Origin of the sequence: Pseudoalteromonas undina (assembly GCF_000238275.3) — a bacterium.
In the GTDB taxonomy this organism is placed as follows: Bacteria; Pseudomonadota; Gammaproteobacteria; order Enterobacterales; family Alteromonadaceae; genus Pseudoalteromonas; species Pseudoalteromonas undina.
Window position 1 is genome coordinate 606,324 of the sequence record NZ_AHCF03000002.1, and the last position, 15,577, is coordinate 621,900.

Below are 15,577 nucleotides of genomic sequence, written 5' to 3' on the forward strand. Positions count from 1 at the left end.
ATCTTTGGGGTAAAAATTAAATGCAAAAAAGCGTTTAAAAACGCTTGCGTTAAAATCGATTAGCCCTATAATGCGACCCCACTGAGACAGGGAACGCCAACGCATAGCGAGGCACGAGCTACTCAGTGAGTCGAGTAAAACTTAGTTCTGAAAACTTTCGAGTTTAACAAAATTAAGTGTTGACAAAAAAATAGGAAAGCGTAATATGCGCAGCCCTAGCGAGATAAAGTTTAACGCTTTAATCGCAACGTTCTTTAACAATATAAAGCAATCATCTGTGTGGGCACTCGTACAGATTGAGTTCTAACAGCCAAGCTTAGTTTACTAAGTGAGGCAAACAAATTTAGAGTCTCAATTGAAACTGAGTGACCAACAGCAATAACTACTTAGGTAGGAATTGCAGCACAGTCAATTCAATATCGAAAGATATTAAATAAATTCAGAATTCATTGAGCTGTCGAAAGACATAAAACTTTTTAATTGAAGAGTTTGATCATGGCTCAGATTGAACGCTGGCGGCAGGCCTAACACATGCAAGTCGAGCGGTAACAGAGAGTAGCTTGCTACTTTGCTGACGAGCGGCGGACGGGTGAGTAATGCTTGGGAACATGCCTTGAGGTGGGGGACAACAGTTGGAAACGACTGCTAATACCGCATAATGTCTACGGACCAAAGGGGGCTTCGGCTCTCGCCTTTAGATTGGCCCAAGTGGGATTAGCTAGTTGGTGAGGTAATGGCTCACCAAGGCGACGATCCCTAGCTGGTTTGAGAGGATGATCAGCCACACTGGGACTGAGACACGGCCCAGACTCCTACGGGAGGCAGCAGTGGGGAATATTGCACAATGGGCGCAAGCCTGATGCAGCCATGCCGCGTGTGTGAAGAAGGCCTTCGGGTTGTAAAGCACTTTCAGTCAGGAGGAAAGGTTAGTAGTTAATACCTGCTAGCTGTGACGTTACTGACAGAAGAAGCACCGGCTAACTCCGTGCCAGCAGCCGCGGTAATACGGAGGGTGCGAGCGTTAATCGGAATTACTGGGCGTAAAGCGTACGCAGGCGGTTTGTTAAGCGAGATGTGAAAGCCCCGGGCTCAACCTGGGAACTGCATTTCGAACTGGCAAACTAGAGTGTGATAGAGGGTGGTAGAATTTCAGGTGTAGCGGTGAAATGCGTAGAGATCTGAAGGAATACCGATGGCGAAGGCAGCCACCTGGGTCAACACTGACGCTCATGTACGAAAGCGTGGGGAGCAAACAGGATTAGATACCCTGGTAGTCCACGCCGTAAACGATGTCTACTAGAAGCTCGGAACCTCGGTTCTGTTTTTCAAAGCTAACGCATTAAGTAGACCGCCTGGGGAGTACGGCCGCAAGGTTAAAACTCAAATGAATTGACGGGGGCCCGCACAAGCGGTGGAGCATGTGGTTTAATTCGATGCAACGCGAAGAACCTTACCTACACTTGACATACAGAGAACTTACCAGAGATGGTTTGGTGCCTTCGGGAACTCTGATACAGGTGCTGCATGGCTGTCGTCAGCTCGTGTTGTGAGATGTTGGGTTAAGTCCCGCAACGAGCGCAACCCCTATCCTTAGTTGCTAGCAGGTAATGCTGAGAACTCTAAGGAGACTGCCGGTGATAAACCGGAGGAAGGTGGGGACGACGTCAAGTCATCATGGCCCTTACGTGTAGGGCTACACACGTGCTACAATGGCGCATACAGAGTGCTGCGAACTCGCGAGAGTAAGCGAATCACTTAAAGTGCGTCGTAGTCCGGATTGGAGTCTGCAACTCGACTCCATGAAGTCGGAATCGCTAGTAATCGCGTATCAGAATGACGCGGTGAATACGTTCCCGGGCCTTGTACACACCGCCCGTCACACCATGGGAGTGGGTTGCTCCAGAAGTAGATAGTCTAACCCTCGGGAGGACGTTTACCACGGAGTGATTCATGACTGGGGTGAAGTCGTAACAAGGTAGCCCTAGGGGAACCTGGGGCTGGATCACCTCCTTATACGATTTAGAACTTATTTGTTCGTAGTGTCCACACAGATGATTGTTAATTGTAAAGAGAACAACACTTATTGTTTGGGTCTGTAGCTCAGCTGGTTAGAGCGCACCCCTGATAAGGGTGAGGTCGGTAGTTCAAATCTACTCAGACCCACCACTTCTTCTTAATACTTCGTTGTAAGCTTCGTTGTTTAGTAAACTAAACGGCCTCAACTTACGCTTTGTCTTAAAAAGAAGTCGGTATACAAACAGTAAGACCAGCATATGTGGGGCTATAGCTCAGCTGGGAGAGCGCCTGCCTTGCACGCAGGAGGTCAGCAGTTCGATCCTGCTTAGCTCCACCACTTTACTTCTTAAAAATAAATATTCTTTTATCGGGTAGCACAATCACCTGAGAATAGAGTGTGTTTAATTTTGAGAAGTTTTTGATTCTCTGCTCTTTAAAAATTTGGAAAAGCTGATAATAAAATTCGTATGAATAACATTGTTATTTGTACAGAGTTTTCAAAAGTAAAAAAGAATGATAGCAGTATCATTCAGTGCCAATTTAATCCTCGGATTAATTGGTATCTACTTTAGTATTCAATATTAACTTCTGGCGAAGTTAAACTGTCACAAAACAAAGACCCGTTTGGGTTGTATGGTTAAGTGACTAAGCGTACACGGTGGATGCCTTGGCAGTTGGAGGCGATGAAGGACGTATTAACTTGCGATAAGCCTAGTCAAGCTAGTAAAAAGCACTTGAGACTAGGATTTCCGAATGGGGAAACCCACCTGCTTGCAGGTATCGTTAACTGAATACATAGGTTAACGAGGCGAACGCGGAGAACTGAAACATCTAAGTACCCGTAGGAAAAGAAATCAACCGAGATTCCGATAGTAGCGGCGAGCGAAATCGGAACAGCCCTTAAGCTTATTATGTGTTAATGGAAGGCTCTGGAAAGTGCCACGATACAGGGTGATAGTCCCGTACATGAAAACGCATTTTAAGTGAAATCGAGTAGGTCGGAGCACGTGAAACTTTGACTGAATATAGGTGGACCATCATCTAAGGCTAAATACTCCCAACTGACCGATAGTGAACCAGTACCGTGAGGGAAAGGCGAAAAGAACCCCTGTGAGGGGAGTGAAATAGAACCTGAAACCGTGTACGTACAAGCAGTAGGAGCCCTTCGAGGGTGACTGCGTACCTTTTGTATAATGGGTCAGCGACTTATATTTTGTAGCGAGGTTAACCGATTAGGGTAGCCGTAGGGAAACCGAGTCTTAACTGGGCGAATAGTTGCAAGGTATAGACCCGAAACCCGGTGATCTAGCCATGGGCAGGTTGAAGGTTGAGTAACATCAACTGGAGGACCGAACCCACTAACGTTGAAAAGTTAGGGGATGACCTGTGGTTAGGAGTGAAAGGCTAATCAAACCGGGAGATAGCTGGTTCTCCCCGAAATCTATTTAGGTAGAGCCTCGGACGAATACTTACGGGGGTAGAGCACTGTTAAGGCTAGGGGGTCATCCCGACTTACCAACCCTTTGCAAACTCCGAATACCGTAAAGTAATATCCGGGAGACACACGGCGGGTGCTAACGTCCGTCGTGAAGAGGGAAACAACCCAGACCGCCAGCTAAGGTCCCAAAGTCATAGTTAAGTGGGAAACGATGTGGAAAGGCCCAGACAGCCAGGAGGTTGGCTTAGAAGCAGCCATCCTTTAAAGAAAGCGTAATAGCTCACTGGTCGAGTCGGTCTGCGCGGAAGATGTAACGGGGCTAAACTATGCACCGAAGCTGCGGATTCAGAATTTATTCTGAGTGGTAGGGGAGCGTTCTGTAAGCGGTTGAAGGTGTACCGGGAGGTATGCTGGACGTATCAGAAGTGCGAATGCTGACATGAGTAACGATAATGCGGGTGAAAAACCCGCACGCCGGAAGACCAAGGGTTCCTATCCCATGTTAATCAGGGTAGGGTAAGTCGACCCCTAAGGCGAGGCCGAAAGGCGTAGTCGATGGGAAACGGATTAATATTTCCGTACTTGGTATAATTGCGATGGGGGGACGGAGCAGGCTAAGCAAGCATGGCGATGGTAGTCCATGTGAAAGTGTGTAGGCTAGCGACTTAGGTAAATCCGGGTTGCTGTTAGGCTGAGACACGAGACGAGTCACTACGGTGATGAAGTTGCTGATGCCATACTTCCAGGAAAAGCCTCTAAGCTTCAGATTATACCGAATCGTACCCCAAACCGACACAGGTGGTCAGGTAGAGAATACTAAGGCGCTTGAGAGAACTCGGGTGAAGGAACTAGGCAAAATCGTACCGTAACTTCGGGAGAAGGTACGCTCCGATTGGTGATGAGACTTGCTCTCTAAGCTGATTGGAGCCGCAGTGACCAGGTGGCTGGGACTGTTTATTAAAAACACAGCACTGTGCAAAATCGCAAGATGACGTATACGGTGTGACACCTGCCCGGTGCCGGAAGGTTAATTGATGGGGTTATCTTCGGAGAAGCTCTTGATCGAAGCCCCGGTAAACGGCGGCCGTAACTATAACGGTCCTAAGGTAGCGAAATTCCTTGTCGGGTAAGTTCCGACCTGCACGAATGGTGTAACCATGGCCACGCTGTCTCCACCCGAGACTCAGTGAAATTGAAATCGCAGTGAAGATGCTGTGTACCCGCGGCTAGACGGAAAGACCCCGTGAACCTTTACTACAGCTTGGCACTGAACATTGAACCTACATGTGTAGGATAGGTGGGAGACTTGAAGCAGAGACGCTAGTTTTGGTGGAGTCGTCCTTGAAATACCACCCTTGTAGTTTTGATGTTCTAACGTTGGCCCCTGAATCGGGGTTACGGACAGTGCCTGGTGGGTAGTTTGACTGGGGCGGTCTCCTCCCAAAGAGTAACGGAGGAGCACGAAGGTTGGCTAAGTACGGTCGGACATCGTACGGTTAGTGTAATGGTAGAAGCCAGCTTAACTGCGAGACAGACACGTCGAGCAGGTACGAAAGTAGGTCATAGTGATCCGGTGGTTCTGAATGGAAGGGCCATCGCTCAACGGATAAAAGGTACTCCGGGGATAACAGGCTGATACCGCCCAAGAGTTCATATCGACGGCGGTGTTTGGCACCTCGATGTCGGCTCATCACATCCTGGGGCTGAAGTCGGTCCCAAGGGTATGGCTGTTCGCCATTTAAAGTGGTACGCGAGCTGGGTTTAGAACGTCGTGAGACAGTTCGGTCCCTATCTGCCGTGGGCGTTTGAGAATTGAGAGGGGTTGCTCCTAGTACGAGAGGACCGGAGTGAACGAACCGCTGGTGTTCGGGTTGTCATGCCAATGGCATTGCCCGGTAGCTACGTTCGGAACTGATAAGCGCTGAAAGCATCTAAGCGCGAAGCAGGCCTCGAGATGAGTTCTCACTAGACTTTTAAAGTCTCTGAAGGGCCGTTGAAGACTACAACGTTGATAGGCAAGATGTGGAAGTGGTGTGAGCCATTAAGCTAACTTGTACTAATTACCCGTGAGGCTTAACCATACAACGCCAAACGCGTTTTATGTGATAGTGAAACAAGCGAAGAAGTTAATAGACTAAAGTAGATACTTGAAGACTTTATTATCAGAAATTCCAAATTTTAGTTAGTACGTAGCGATACGGACTGACACCAAATTTGCTTGGTGACAATAGCGTTTTGGACCCACCTGACCCCATGCCGAACTCAGTAGTGAAACGAAACAGCGCCGATGATAGTGTAGCATTTGTTATGTGAAAGTAGGACATTACCAGGCTCCAAATAAGAGAAAGCCCGATTCGAAAGAGTCGGGCTTTTTTACGTCTGCAGGAAAGTGAAAGTATTAGCCGTCAGCCGTCAGCTGCACAGCGTTAACCTGACCATCGTAGCGTGGGTTGAGTATCACGAAGCCCATGGGCAAAATAGCGTAACGTTAACCTCAGAGCCAATGAAACCCATTAAAAAAATTAAATGTACCTTGCTATGTGGCTCTCTAGCGCTGTAGGCACTACGATATTTTACTGCGCGGTCACTACGAAGTAGCACACTTACTCCAAAAGCAAGCAAGACTCGAATGACTTGAGCCTTCTTGTGATCGTAGGAGTTTACCAGTAATAGCTAGTGTTGTTTGATGTGCTCTAACAGGGTAAAGAGTGAGGTATTGGACAGATATACCCTACAGTATTGTTTCATTGCTGATGACAACCCGTAACTGTACTAATGTGACATAGTTTAATAGCGTTTAATTTGAGATATACAAACTAGTAACTGCTACTTTAAAGCTTAATAGGCACTCGGTGAGCCTTTATTAAGAAATGCACAAAACATAGGGAAACGTTTTAGCTAATAGGTGGCTTATCAGCAATTATTAAAGTAACTACGTTGCTGAAGTAAAATAGATAGGATCAAAAACGCCAACTCAAGGTTGGCGTTTTAATTATCAGGCTAAAGGTGATTTTTAAACTTTAGGGCCTGCGTTTTTAATTTCGTCAGATACGTCGTATTTAGCAAAATTTTCTGTGAAATCAGATGCTAGCTTAGCCGCATACTCTGCGTATTTAGCTTTGTCTTCCCAGGTATTGATTGGGTTAAGAAGCTTGCTATCTACGCCCGGTACTGCAACTGGTACGTCTAGGTTTAGCACGTCAATGTGTTGGGTTTCTACACCGGCTAATTTTCCAGATACGATTGCATCCACAACAGCTCGTGTTGTTGGAATATCAAAACGCTTACCAATACCGTAAGGGCCACCTGTCCATCCAGTGTTAACTAGGTAAACTTTAGCGCCGAATTCACGTACACGCTTCATTAGAAGCTCTGCGTATACACCTGCAGGACGTGGGAAGAAAGGAGCACCAAAACAGGTTGAGAATGTTGATTCAATATCGCTAGTAGAACCAATTTCTGTAGAGCCTACTTTTGCTGTGTAGCCACTTAGGAAGTGAAATGCTGCAGCTTCTTCGGTTAGTACAGATACCGGCGGTAGTACACCACTCACATCACATGTTAGGAAAACAACAGCCTTAGGCTCACCTGCGCGGTTTTCAACTTTACGTTTTTCAACGTGCTCTAGTGGGTAAGCTGCACGGCTATTTTGAGTTAGGCTGGTATCGTTGAAATCAGGCACACGGTTTTCATCAAGTACCACATTCTCTAAAATTGTACCGAATCGAATAGCATCCCAGATAACAGGTTCGTTCTTTTGAGAAAGGTCGATACATTTAGCGTAACAACCACCTTCGATATTAAATACACTACCTGGTGCCCAGCCGTGCTCGTCATCACCGATTAAGAAGCGAGTTGGATCTGCTGATAATGTTGTTTTACCTGTACCAGATAAACCAAAGAATAATGCGGTATCTCCTGCTTCACCTACGTTAGCAGAACAGTGCATTGGTAATACACCTTTCGCTGGTAGTAGGAAGTTTTGCACAGAGAACATCGATTTTTTCATTTCACCCGCGTAGCGCATGCCAGCAAGTAACACTTTACGTTGTGCAAAGTTAATAATAACTGTGCCATCGCTATTGGTACCATCGCGCTCTGGATCACATACAAACGAAGGTACGTTCATTACTTGCCACTGAGGAAAGTCGGCTTTGTTGTATGATTGTGGTTGGATGAACATATTTTTAGCGAAGATATGGTGCCAAGCAGTTTCTGTTGTTACAACCACTGGAAGGTAGTGCTCTGGATCAGCGCCTACTTCAAGGTGAGAGATAAAGTGGTCGTTGCTTTGCACATGTGCTTCTACACGTGCCCATAAGGCGTCAAACTTATCTGCATCGAATGGGCGATTTACATTACCCCATTGGATTTCATTTTCAGTACTTGATTCTTGAACAATAAAACGATCTTTTGGAGAACGACCGGTACGACGACCAGTGTTAGCTACAAAAGCACCATTGGCGGCTAAAGTCCCTTCGCCACGGCTGATAGCGTGTTCGACAAGTTCAGCTGCAGTTAGATCGACAAAACGGGTAGCGCTTGAAGTCATGTTTATACCTAAATTGTGTGAGATTGAACGGGATAGCTCTGGGTCTTAGTAACCTTTAAGCTGCAAATATAGTAACAGATGGATTAAGGATATTCGAGCTTATAAACGCCGTAAAAACATATAAATTAAGGAAAAAACATGAATAATTTCAATGATACCGGTGTCATGAAAAATGCTCAGCTTGTGATACCGGTGTCATTTTTTGGGCACAAAAAAGCCATAAATAATTATGGCTATTTTATAGTGTGTTTTAAAAAGCTAGATTAATTAAATATACTTTTTATATCTTGTTCGTTAAATACATAATCTTTTAAACAGTAATGACAGCTAATTTTAATCTCACCATTTTTTTCGACATCATCCAAAAGCGTTTGTTGACCAACATTAACTAAAGCTGTCATCGTTTTTTCGCGATTACAGCCACATTTAAATTGAATTGGTTGAGGGTCAAATACGCGTGGGTTATCTTCATGATAAAGGCGCGTTAGAATAGTGTTGGCATCAAGCTCTAGTAGCTCCTCATCTTTAATAGTATTGCTGAGTGCTTCTAAGTGAGCAAAATCTTCAATCGATTTTTGTTTATCTACAGGTAGCACTTGTAAAAATAGCCCACATGCTTTGGCGCAGCCTTCTTCAGTATCGGTTGCAAACCAAAGGCGCGTCTTTAATTGCTCAGACTGCTCAAAATAGCTTTCTATACATTCACTTAATGTATCATGCTCTAAAGGTACTATACCTTGGTAACGCTCACCTTGAGTTGGAGTAATCGTGATAACCATGTAGCCTTGGCCAATGAGCTCTTTTACCGTTGAGCCAGTAACTTCATGTTGTAATCGCGCAATACCACGCATATTTTGTTGATCATCACCATTGATCACCGCATATTTTACGGGGCCATCACCTTGTAGTTGAACTGCAATTTCGCCTTCAAACTTTAACGTTGCTGTTAATAAACAGGTTGCAACAAGCAGCTCACCTAATAATGCTTTAACGGGCTCTGGATAATTGTGTTTCGCAATCATTTCATTGTAAGCGTTGTCTATTTGTACGAGTTCGCCACGAACATCGAGGTTGTCAAATAAATAGCGGTGAAGTAAATCTTGTTGCATGAGCGGCTATACCTAACTTGATTTCATTTTTAAAAGTTCGCGCCTTTGCTTTTTATCTGGTTTTTTATCCGGATGAGGAGCAAAGAAACTGTTATTTTTGCGTGCAATACTATTTTCTTCACGCTTAGCAATACTAGCATCAGATTCTTGATACATGGTCTGTGCAATGGGGGCGCTTTGGCGCTTTTCAAGTATATTTAATACTGTGATGGTTTTTTCATCAACGCCTTGAGCTAGCTTTATAACTGCGCCAATTTCTACAATTTTACTAGCCTTACTGCGTTGCCCATTATAATGTACTTTGCCGCCTTGTACCATTTCTCGAGCTATTGCACGCGTTTTATAAAATCGAGCCGCCCATAACCATTTGTCCAACCTCACTTTAAGTGCGTCAGCGTTTTCTGAGCTGTCATTGAGTTTAGTTTTCTTTGTCATAAAACATCCCTAGTAAATTTACTGCCTAGGTAAATTATCACGAAACCGTTACCGCATGTAGCTATTGCTTGATAGCTGATACGATAAATAAATTAATCTGTTTACAAAGTTTAATATTAGCGTGCTTGTTGAATGAAAAATGAAAAGGTACTATGGCTGAGTGATTTCGTTATAAATTAAAATAAGAACACTACCTATGGAACAGCACGTTCAACAATTTAAGCAGTTATTAAACCGTTTACCGCATGCGAAATTAAGCGCAATGGTTATGGTTTTAGTTGTTGTTTATATTGCATTTTTATTATCAAAACTGATGTGGCTATTATGGCCGCAGCCAGTAACATCTCCTCTTGCCCCTATCAGCTATTCTAACCAAGCTGTGGGTGGCAATAACCAGTCTGTAGATTCGATCATTGAGCAATTTTTATTTGGTAAAGTAAATGTAACAAAAAACACCAATACTGCTTCGCAAACTAAAGTCATTAATAATGCCCCTGAAACGCGTCTTAGTATTAATTTAACCGGTATCGTTGCTGTTAGTAATGATGATAAGGCGGGAATGGCTATTATTGAGTCGCAAGGTCGCCAGACGAGTTATTTAGTAGAGGATGTGGTGCAAGGTACACGTGCAAAAGTATCGCAAATACTCCCAGATCGTGTGATTCTAGATGTAAGTGGTCGCTTTGAAACCTTAATGCTTGATGGGCTCGACTTTACTAAAACAGTGTCTATGCCGGTACTCGCTGCGCGAGATGAGTCTGAAATGGGGCCTTTAGCGCCTTCAGCACAAAGCGATGAACAAATTGATGCCACTGCCAACCTTGAGGTGAAAGAAGCATTAATAGAAACTCGCGAAGAGCTTTTAGAAGAACCTGGCAAGCTATTTGATTATATACGTGTTTCTCAAGCGATGAATGATGGGGAACTTATAGGTTATCGTTTGAGTCCAGGTAAAGAGCCCGAACTATTTAAACAAATGGGATTACAAAATAACGATTTAGCCGTGGCAATTAACGGTTATCAATTAACAGATTTAAAACAGGCAATGGCAGCAATGAATGAGCTGCGAAACAGTACAGATGCAACTATCACAATAGAGCGTGATGGTGAGCAAATAGATGTACTATTTAGTCTGCAATAACTTAGCTTTGGAGTTTTAACATAATGGTTCAGGTGCTACACCTCAAAAAAATTAAAAAAGGGTTAGCTAAGTATGCAGCACTTTTTTTAGCGGCAAGTCTTTCTATGTCGGTTGCTGCTGTTGAATACGCTGCTAACTTTAAGGGCACAGATATTAATGAGTTTATTAATATTGTTGGCAAAAACCTTAATAAAACCATCATTATTGATCCTAACGTGCGTGGCAAAGTAAATGTACGTAGTTACGAATTAATGGATGAGGCACTTTACTATCAATTCTTTTTAAATGTTTTAGAAGTTTACGGTTATTCAGCCGTCGAAATGGATAACAACATAATAAAGATAGAAAAAAGCTCAGATGCTAAAAAATCAAACGTGCCATTAATTACTGCTGATAGCCAAGCGCTTGGCGATATGATGATTACACGGGTTGTGCGAGTTAAAAATGTAAGCGTACAAGAGTTAGGCCCTTTAGTTCGCCAATTTAGCGACCAAAAAGACGGCGGTCACGTTGCTAACTTTAATGCGGCCAACGTAATGATGCTAACTGGTCATGCAGCCTCGGTTAACCGCTTAGTAGAAATTATTCGCTCTGTTGACCAAGCGGGTGATAAGCGAGTCGATATCGTTAAGCTTAAGTTCGCAACGGCTGATGATGTTGTCTCTGTAGTAGAGAATATATACAAAGACAGTGGTAAGGGTAGCGTACCTGAGTTTTTAATTCCTAAAGTGGTGGCTGATGGTCGTACTAATAGTGTGATTGTTAGTGGTGAAGGCCAAGCACGGACACGGGCCATTGAGCTCATTAAACGTTTAGATGGCGAACTGGAAAGCCAAGGTAATACTAAAGTGTTTTACCTCAACTACGCAAAGGCCGAAGATTTAGTAAAAGTACTCCAAGGTGTGAGCAAATCGCTAGCAGAGGACACGCAAGGTGGAGCTACTAAATCACGTAGTAGTAATAAAAACGACACTAGCATTGAAGCTCACCCAGATTCAAATTCATTAGTCATTACCGCCCAGCCAGATACTATGCGTTCACTAGAATCTGTTATTGAGCGCTTAGATATTCGCCGCGCACAAGTACTAGTGGAAGCCATTATTATTGAAGTAATGGAAGGCGATGGCGTTAACTTTGGCCTGCAATGGATTTCAGAAGAAGGCGGCATGCTGCAATTTAACAACGGTACAACAGTACCTGTTGGCTCTTTAGCCGTAGCGGCTGAGCAAGCCCGTGATAAAACGGTGACTAAAAACATTATTGGTACTGAATCAGGTACTGTCACCAAATATGATGAAACAACTGAAGGCGATTACGGCCCGCTTGCGTCATTACTTGGTGGTATTAATGGGTTAGCTATGGGTGTAATTAAAAATGACTGGGGTGCAATCGTACAAGCAGTATCTACCGATACTAATTCTAATATCCTAGCGACTCCATCTATTACCACTATGGATAACGAAGAGGCGTCTATTTTAGTTGGTCAAGAAGTGCCTATTATTACCGGTTCACAAACAGGTAGTAACAATGAAAATCCATTTCAAACGGTTGAGCGTCAAGAAGTGGGTATAAAACTTAAAGTGACACCACAAATTAACGATGGTTCTGCAGTGCAATTAACCATTGAGCAAGAAGTTTCCAGTGTAAGTGGTGCAACGGCAGTTGATATTTCAGTCAATAAACGCGCAATTAAAACAACCGTGATGGCCGATGATGGCGGCATGGTGGTATTAGGCGGCTTGATAGATGAAGATGTGCAAGAAAGCGTGTCAAAAGTACCATTACTAGGCGACATCCCTATTTTAGGGCACTTATTTAAGTCAACTAATACAACGAAGCGTAAGCGTAATCTTATTGTATTTATAAGACCGACCATTATTCGCGATGGCGTTAGCATGAATAAACTTAGCTTTAATAAATATAACTTTATTCGCGGCGAGCAATTTAAAAAACGTGAAGATGGTATTAATTTGATGCCAAAGTCAGACACGCCTATTTTACCTGAGTGGAATGACGAACTAGTGCTACCTCCTACGTACGAAGAGCATTTACGCAAACAAAATGCACAAGAGCGTAATGATGACTAATGCGATAGAAGATATTAATCAAGATGTTGTTCATCCAATTACTCACAGTAATGATGAACAGCTTGCTCAAGATGACTTAATTGAACTGCCTGCAAAACGTTTGCCGTTTTCATATGCCAGACGAGTGGGTGCGTTACTTAGTAAACATAAGGATAACCGAGTTGTTTACTACCGTGGCGAGTTGGATGTTGATGTATTATTAGAAGTGCGCCGTATTGCAGGACATGGCTTTACACTTGAGCAACTAGAAGATGATAAGTTTGAGCTATTACTAGAAGCATCGTATCAACGTGATAGCTCAGAAACTCAGCAAATGATGGAAGACATTGGTAATGAGGTTGATTTATTCTCACTAGCTGATGAGCTACCTCAAACTGAAGACTTACTTGCCGGTGACGACGATGCGCCAATTATAAAGCTGATTAATGCCATGCTCAGTGAGGCAATTAAAGAAGGTGCCTCTGATATCCACATTGAAACATTTGAGCAAGAGCTGGTTATTCGTTTTCGAGTGGATGGCGTACTCAAAGAAGTTCTAAAGCCTAATCGTAAACTAGCCTCTTTGCTGGTATCGCGTATTAAAGTAATGGCCAAACTCGATATTGCAGAAAAACGCATACCGCAAGATGGCCGTATTAGTTTACGTATAGCTGGGCGCGCTGTAGATGTGCGTGTGTCGACTATGCCATCGAGCTTTGGTGAGCGCGTGGTACTGCGTTTGCTTGATAAAAACAATGCACGTTTAAACTTAGAAGACTTAGGTATGACAGCTCGAAACCGAGAGCTGTTTGCCGACTTAATTAGCAAGCCTCACGGTATAATCTTAGTAACAGGCCCTACAGGCTCTGGTAAAAGTACCACCCTATATGCAGGTATGAGCCAAATTAACTCGCGGGATCGCAATATTTTAACGGTTGAAGATCCAATCGAGTATGAAATTCCTGGCATTGGCCAAACACAGGTTAATACCAAGGTTGATATGACCTTTGCCCGTGGTCTGCGCGCCATTTTACGTCAAGATCCTGATGTAGTTATGGTCGGTGAAATACGAGATTTAGAAACAGCCCAAATTGGTGTGCAAGCATCACTTACTGGCCACTTAGTTATGTCTACGTTACATACTAATACCGCCTCAGGTGCAATCACTCGTATGGAAGATATGGGCGTTGAGCCGTTTTTATTATCGTCTTCATTACTGGGGGTGTTATCCCAGCGCTTAGTACGTACTCTATGTAATAGCTGTAAAGAAGGTCACGTTGCAGATGAGCGTGAATGTGAATTACTCGGCGTACCGTTTGACAATGCACCGACGATTTACCGCGCGGTAGGATGTGAAGAGTGTAACTTTAATGGCTACCGAGGTCGTACTGGTATTCACGAGTTATTAGTTGTCGACGAAACCATTCGTGAAATGATCCACAGCGGTAAAGGTGAGCAAAGCGTAGAGAAATACATTCGTAAGCACAGCCCAAGCATTCGTCAAGATGGCTGCAGCCGTGTTCTTGCAGGTAAAACAACGCTTGAAGAAGTACTGCGCGTAACGCGTGAGGAAGGCTAGCTATGGCAGCGTTTGAATACCGCGCATTAGATGGCCGGGGAAAAGAAAAAAAAGGTATTTTAGAAGCCGATACAGCTAAGCAAGTTCGTCAGCTTCTGCGCGATCAAAAGCTCACACCACTTGAGGTGGTGCCTGCTGCGCAAGATGACAAACAAGTTAAAGGTCAAAAAGCTCCTTTACTCGGTTCTTTATTTAAACCAACCATATCAACTGCCGATCTCGCTTTGATCACTCGTCAGCTTGCAACCTTAATTCAGTCTGCCCTTCCTGTAGAAGGGGCGGTGATGGCGGTTGCTGAGCAGTGTGAAAAACCACGCTTAAAACGTATGTTAATGTCGGTGCGCTCTAAAGTAGTGGAAGGTTATACCCTGGCTGACGGTATGAGTGAGTTTCCGCATGTATTTGACGATTTATACCGCGCTATGGTGGCGGCAGGTGAAAAGTCAGGTCACTTAGATCAAGTGCTCAACAGGCTAGCTGATTATACTGAGCAGCGCCAACATATGCGCAGTCAAATTACGCAGGCTATGGTGTATCCGATTATTTTGGTGGTGTTTGCTATTGGTATTGTTTCGGTGTTATTAGGTACCGTAGTACCTAAAATATTAAAAACGTTCGAAAAAACCAAACAAGTTTTACCTTGGACTACCGAGTGGGTTATGGCAGGTAGTCATTTTGTGCAAAATTACTGGTTTATAAGTTTACTGGTGATCACCGCTACCGCGGTTGGAATCAAGTATGCGCTTAAAAAACCTAAGGTACGGTTTTGGTGGGATGCAAAAGTATTACATATGCCAGGCATAGGTAAAGTTGCTAGAGGGATTAACACAGCGCGCTTTGCTCGTACTTTAAGTATTTTATCGTCAAGTTCAGTACCGCTACTAGAAGGAATGCGTATTTCTGGTGGGGTATTAGTTAACGAAAAAATCAAACAAGCTGTGGCTGATGCCGCAGAAAGAGTAAGTGAAGGGGCAAGCCTACGTGCTTCACTGCAGCAAACTAAGTTGTTTCCACCAATGATGCTGCATATGATAGCCAGTGGTGAAAAGTCTGGTGAACTTGAGCAAATGTTAGAGCGAGCCGCTAACAATCAAGATCGCGAGTTTGAAAGTATGGTCAATGTGTCATTAAAATTATTAGAACCCGCAATGATTGCCTCTATGGCAGTCATTGTACTGTTTATAGTAATGGCAATTTTGCAGCCAATTATGGCAATGAATAAGGCTGTTGGCCTTTAATTA

8 protein-coding genes, 2 tRNA genes and 3 rRNA genes are annotated in these 15,577 nt (G+C 43.8%); 10 read left to right on the plus strand and 3 right to left on the minus strand.

Features of this window, described 5'->3' with window-relative positions:
• Positions 1-477: 477 nt before the first annotated feature.
• The 5 genes from PUND_RS03430 (at position 478) to rrf (ending at position 5,786) form a co-directional block, all read left to right on the plus strand.
• Positions 478-2,013, plus strand: a 16S ribosomal RNA gene (locus PUND_RS03430).
• 76 nt (positions 2,014-2,089) lie between these two features.
• Positions 2,090-2,166, plus strand: a tRNA-Ile gene (locus PUND_RS03435).
• A 111-nt stretch (positions 2,167-2,277) separates the two neighbouring features.
• Positions 2,278-2,353: transfer RNA gene (locus tag PUND_RS03440), tRNA-Ala, on the plus strand.
• A gap of 298 nt (positions 2,354-2,651) precedes the next feature.
• Positions 2,652-5,535, plus strand: a 23S ribosomal RNA gene (locus tag PUND_RS03445).
• Between the two features lie 136 nt (positions 5,536-5,671).
• Positions 5,672-5,786 (plus strand): 5S ribosomal RNA (gene rrf / locus PUND_RS03450).
• Together the 16S, 23S and 5S rRNA genes with 2 tRNA genes alongside form the textbook arrangement of a ribosomal RNA operon.
• A gap of 681 nt (positions 5,787-6,467) precedes the next feature.
• On the opposite strand, the gene PUND_RS03455 is transcribed toward rrf, so the two are convergent.
• Positions 6,468-8,006 (minus strand): phosphoenolpyruvate carboxykinase, encoded by a 1,539-nt coding sequence (locus PUND_RS03455; RefSeq protein WP_010392990.1) that lies wholly within the window; start codon positions 8,004-8,006, stop codon positions 6,468-6,470.
• A 138-nt stretch (positions 8,007-8,144) separates the two neighbouring features.
• Here PUND_RS03455 and PUND_RS18425 point away from each other — a divergent pair, with 138 nt between their 5' ends.
• Positions 8,145-8,273, plus strand: a complete 129-nt coding sequence (locus PUND_RS18425) for a hypothetical protein (protein ID WP_010392991.1) — start codon at positions 8,145-8,147, stop codon at positions 8,271-8,273.
• On the opposite strand, the gene hslO is transcribed toward PUND_RS18425, so the two are convergent.
• Positions 8,270-9,115 carry an Hsp33 family molecular chaperone HslO gene (gene hslO, locus PUND_RS03460; protein ID WP_008113427.1) on the minus strand — a complete coding sequence of 282 codons (846 nt, stop codon included), beginning with the start codon at positions 9,113-9,115 and terminating at the stop codon, positions 8,270-8,272. The genes PUND_RS18425 and hslO overlap by 4 nt on opposite strands.
• Before the next feature lie 12 nt (positions 9,116-9,127).
• Positions 9,128-9,550 carry a ribosome-associated heat shock protein Hsp15 gene (hslR, locus tag PUND_RS03465; protein WP_010392996.1) on the minus strand — a complete coding sequence of 141 codons (423 nt, stop codon included), beginning with the start codon at positions 9,548-9,550 and terminating at the stop codon, positions 9,128-9,130.
• A gap of 196 nt (positions 9,551-9,746) precedes the next feature.
• Here hslR and gspC point away from each other — a divergent pair, with 196 nt between their 5' ends.
• Genes gspC through gspF form a run of 4 tightly spaced genes read left to right on the plus strand, consistent with a single transcriptional unit; the run spans position 9,747 to position 15,574 of the window.
• Positions 9,747-10,691 (plus strand): type II secretion system protein GspC, encoded by a 945-nt coding sequence (gene gspC / locus PUND_RS03470; RefSeq protein WP_010392999.1) that lies wholly within the window; start codon positions 9,747-9,749, stop codon positions 10,689-10,691.
• Between the two features lie 23 nt (positions 10,692-10,714).
• Positions 10,715-12,778: a type II secretion system secretin GspD gene (gene gspD, locus PUND_RS03475; protein ID WP_010393000.1), complete on the plus strand. Its 2,064-nt coding sequence runs from the start codon at positions 10,715-10,717 to the stop codon at positions 12,776-12,778.
• Positions 12,771-14,336 carry a type II secretion system ATPase GspE gene (gene gspE, locus PUND_RS03480; RefSeq protein ID WP_010393003.1) on the plus strand — a complete coding sequence of 522 codons (1,566 nt, stop codon included), beginning with the start codon at positions 12,771-12,773 and terminating at the stop codon, positions 14,334-14,336. The genes gspD and gspE overlap by 8 nt, the downstream gene beginning before the upstream one ends.
• 2 nt (positions 14,337-14,338) lie before the next feature.
• Positions 14,339-15,574 carry a type II secretion system inner membrane protein GspF gene (gspF, locus tag PUND_RS03485; RefSeq protein ID WP_010393005.1) on the plus strand — a complete coding sequence of 412 codons (1,236 nt, stop codon included), beginning with the start codon at positions 14,339-14,341 and terminating at the stop codon, positions 15,572-15,574.
• Positions 15,575-15,577 lie beyond the last annotated feature (3 nt).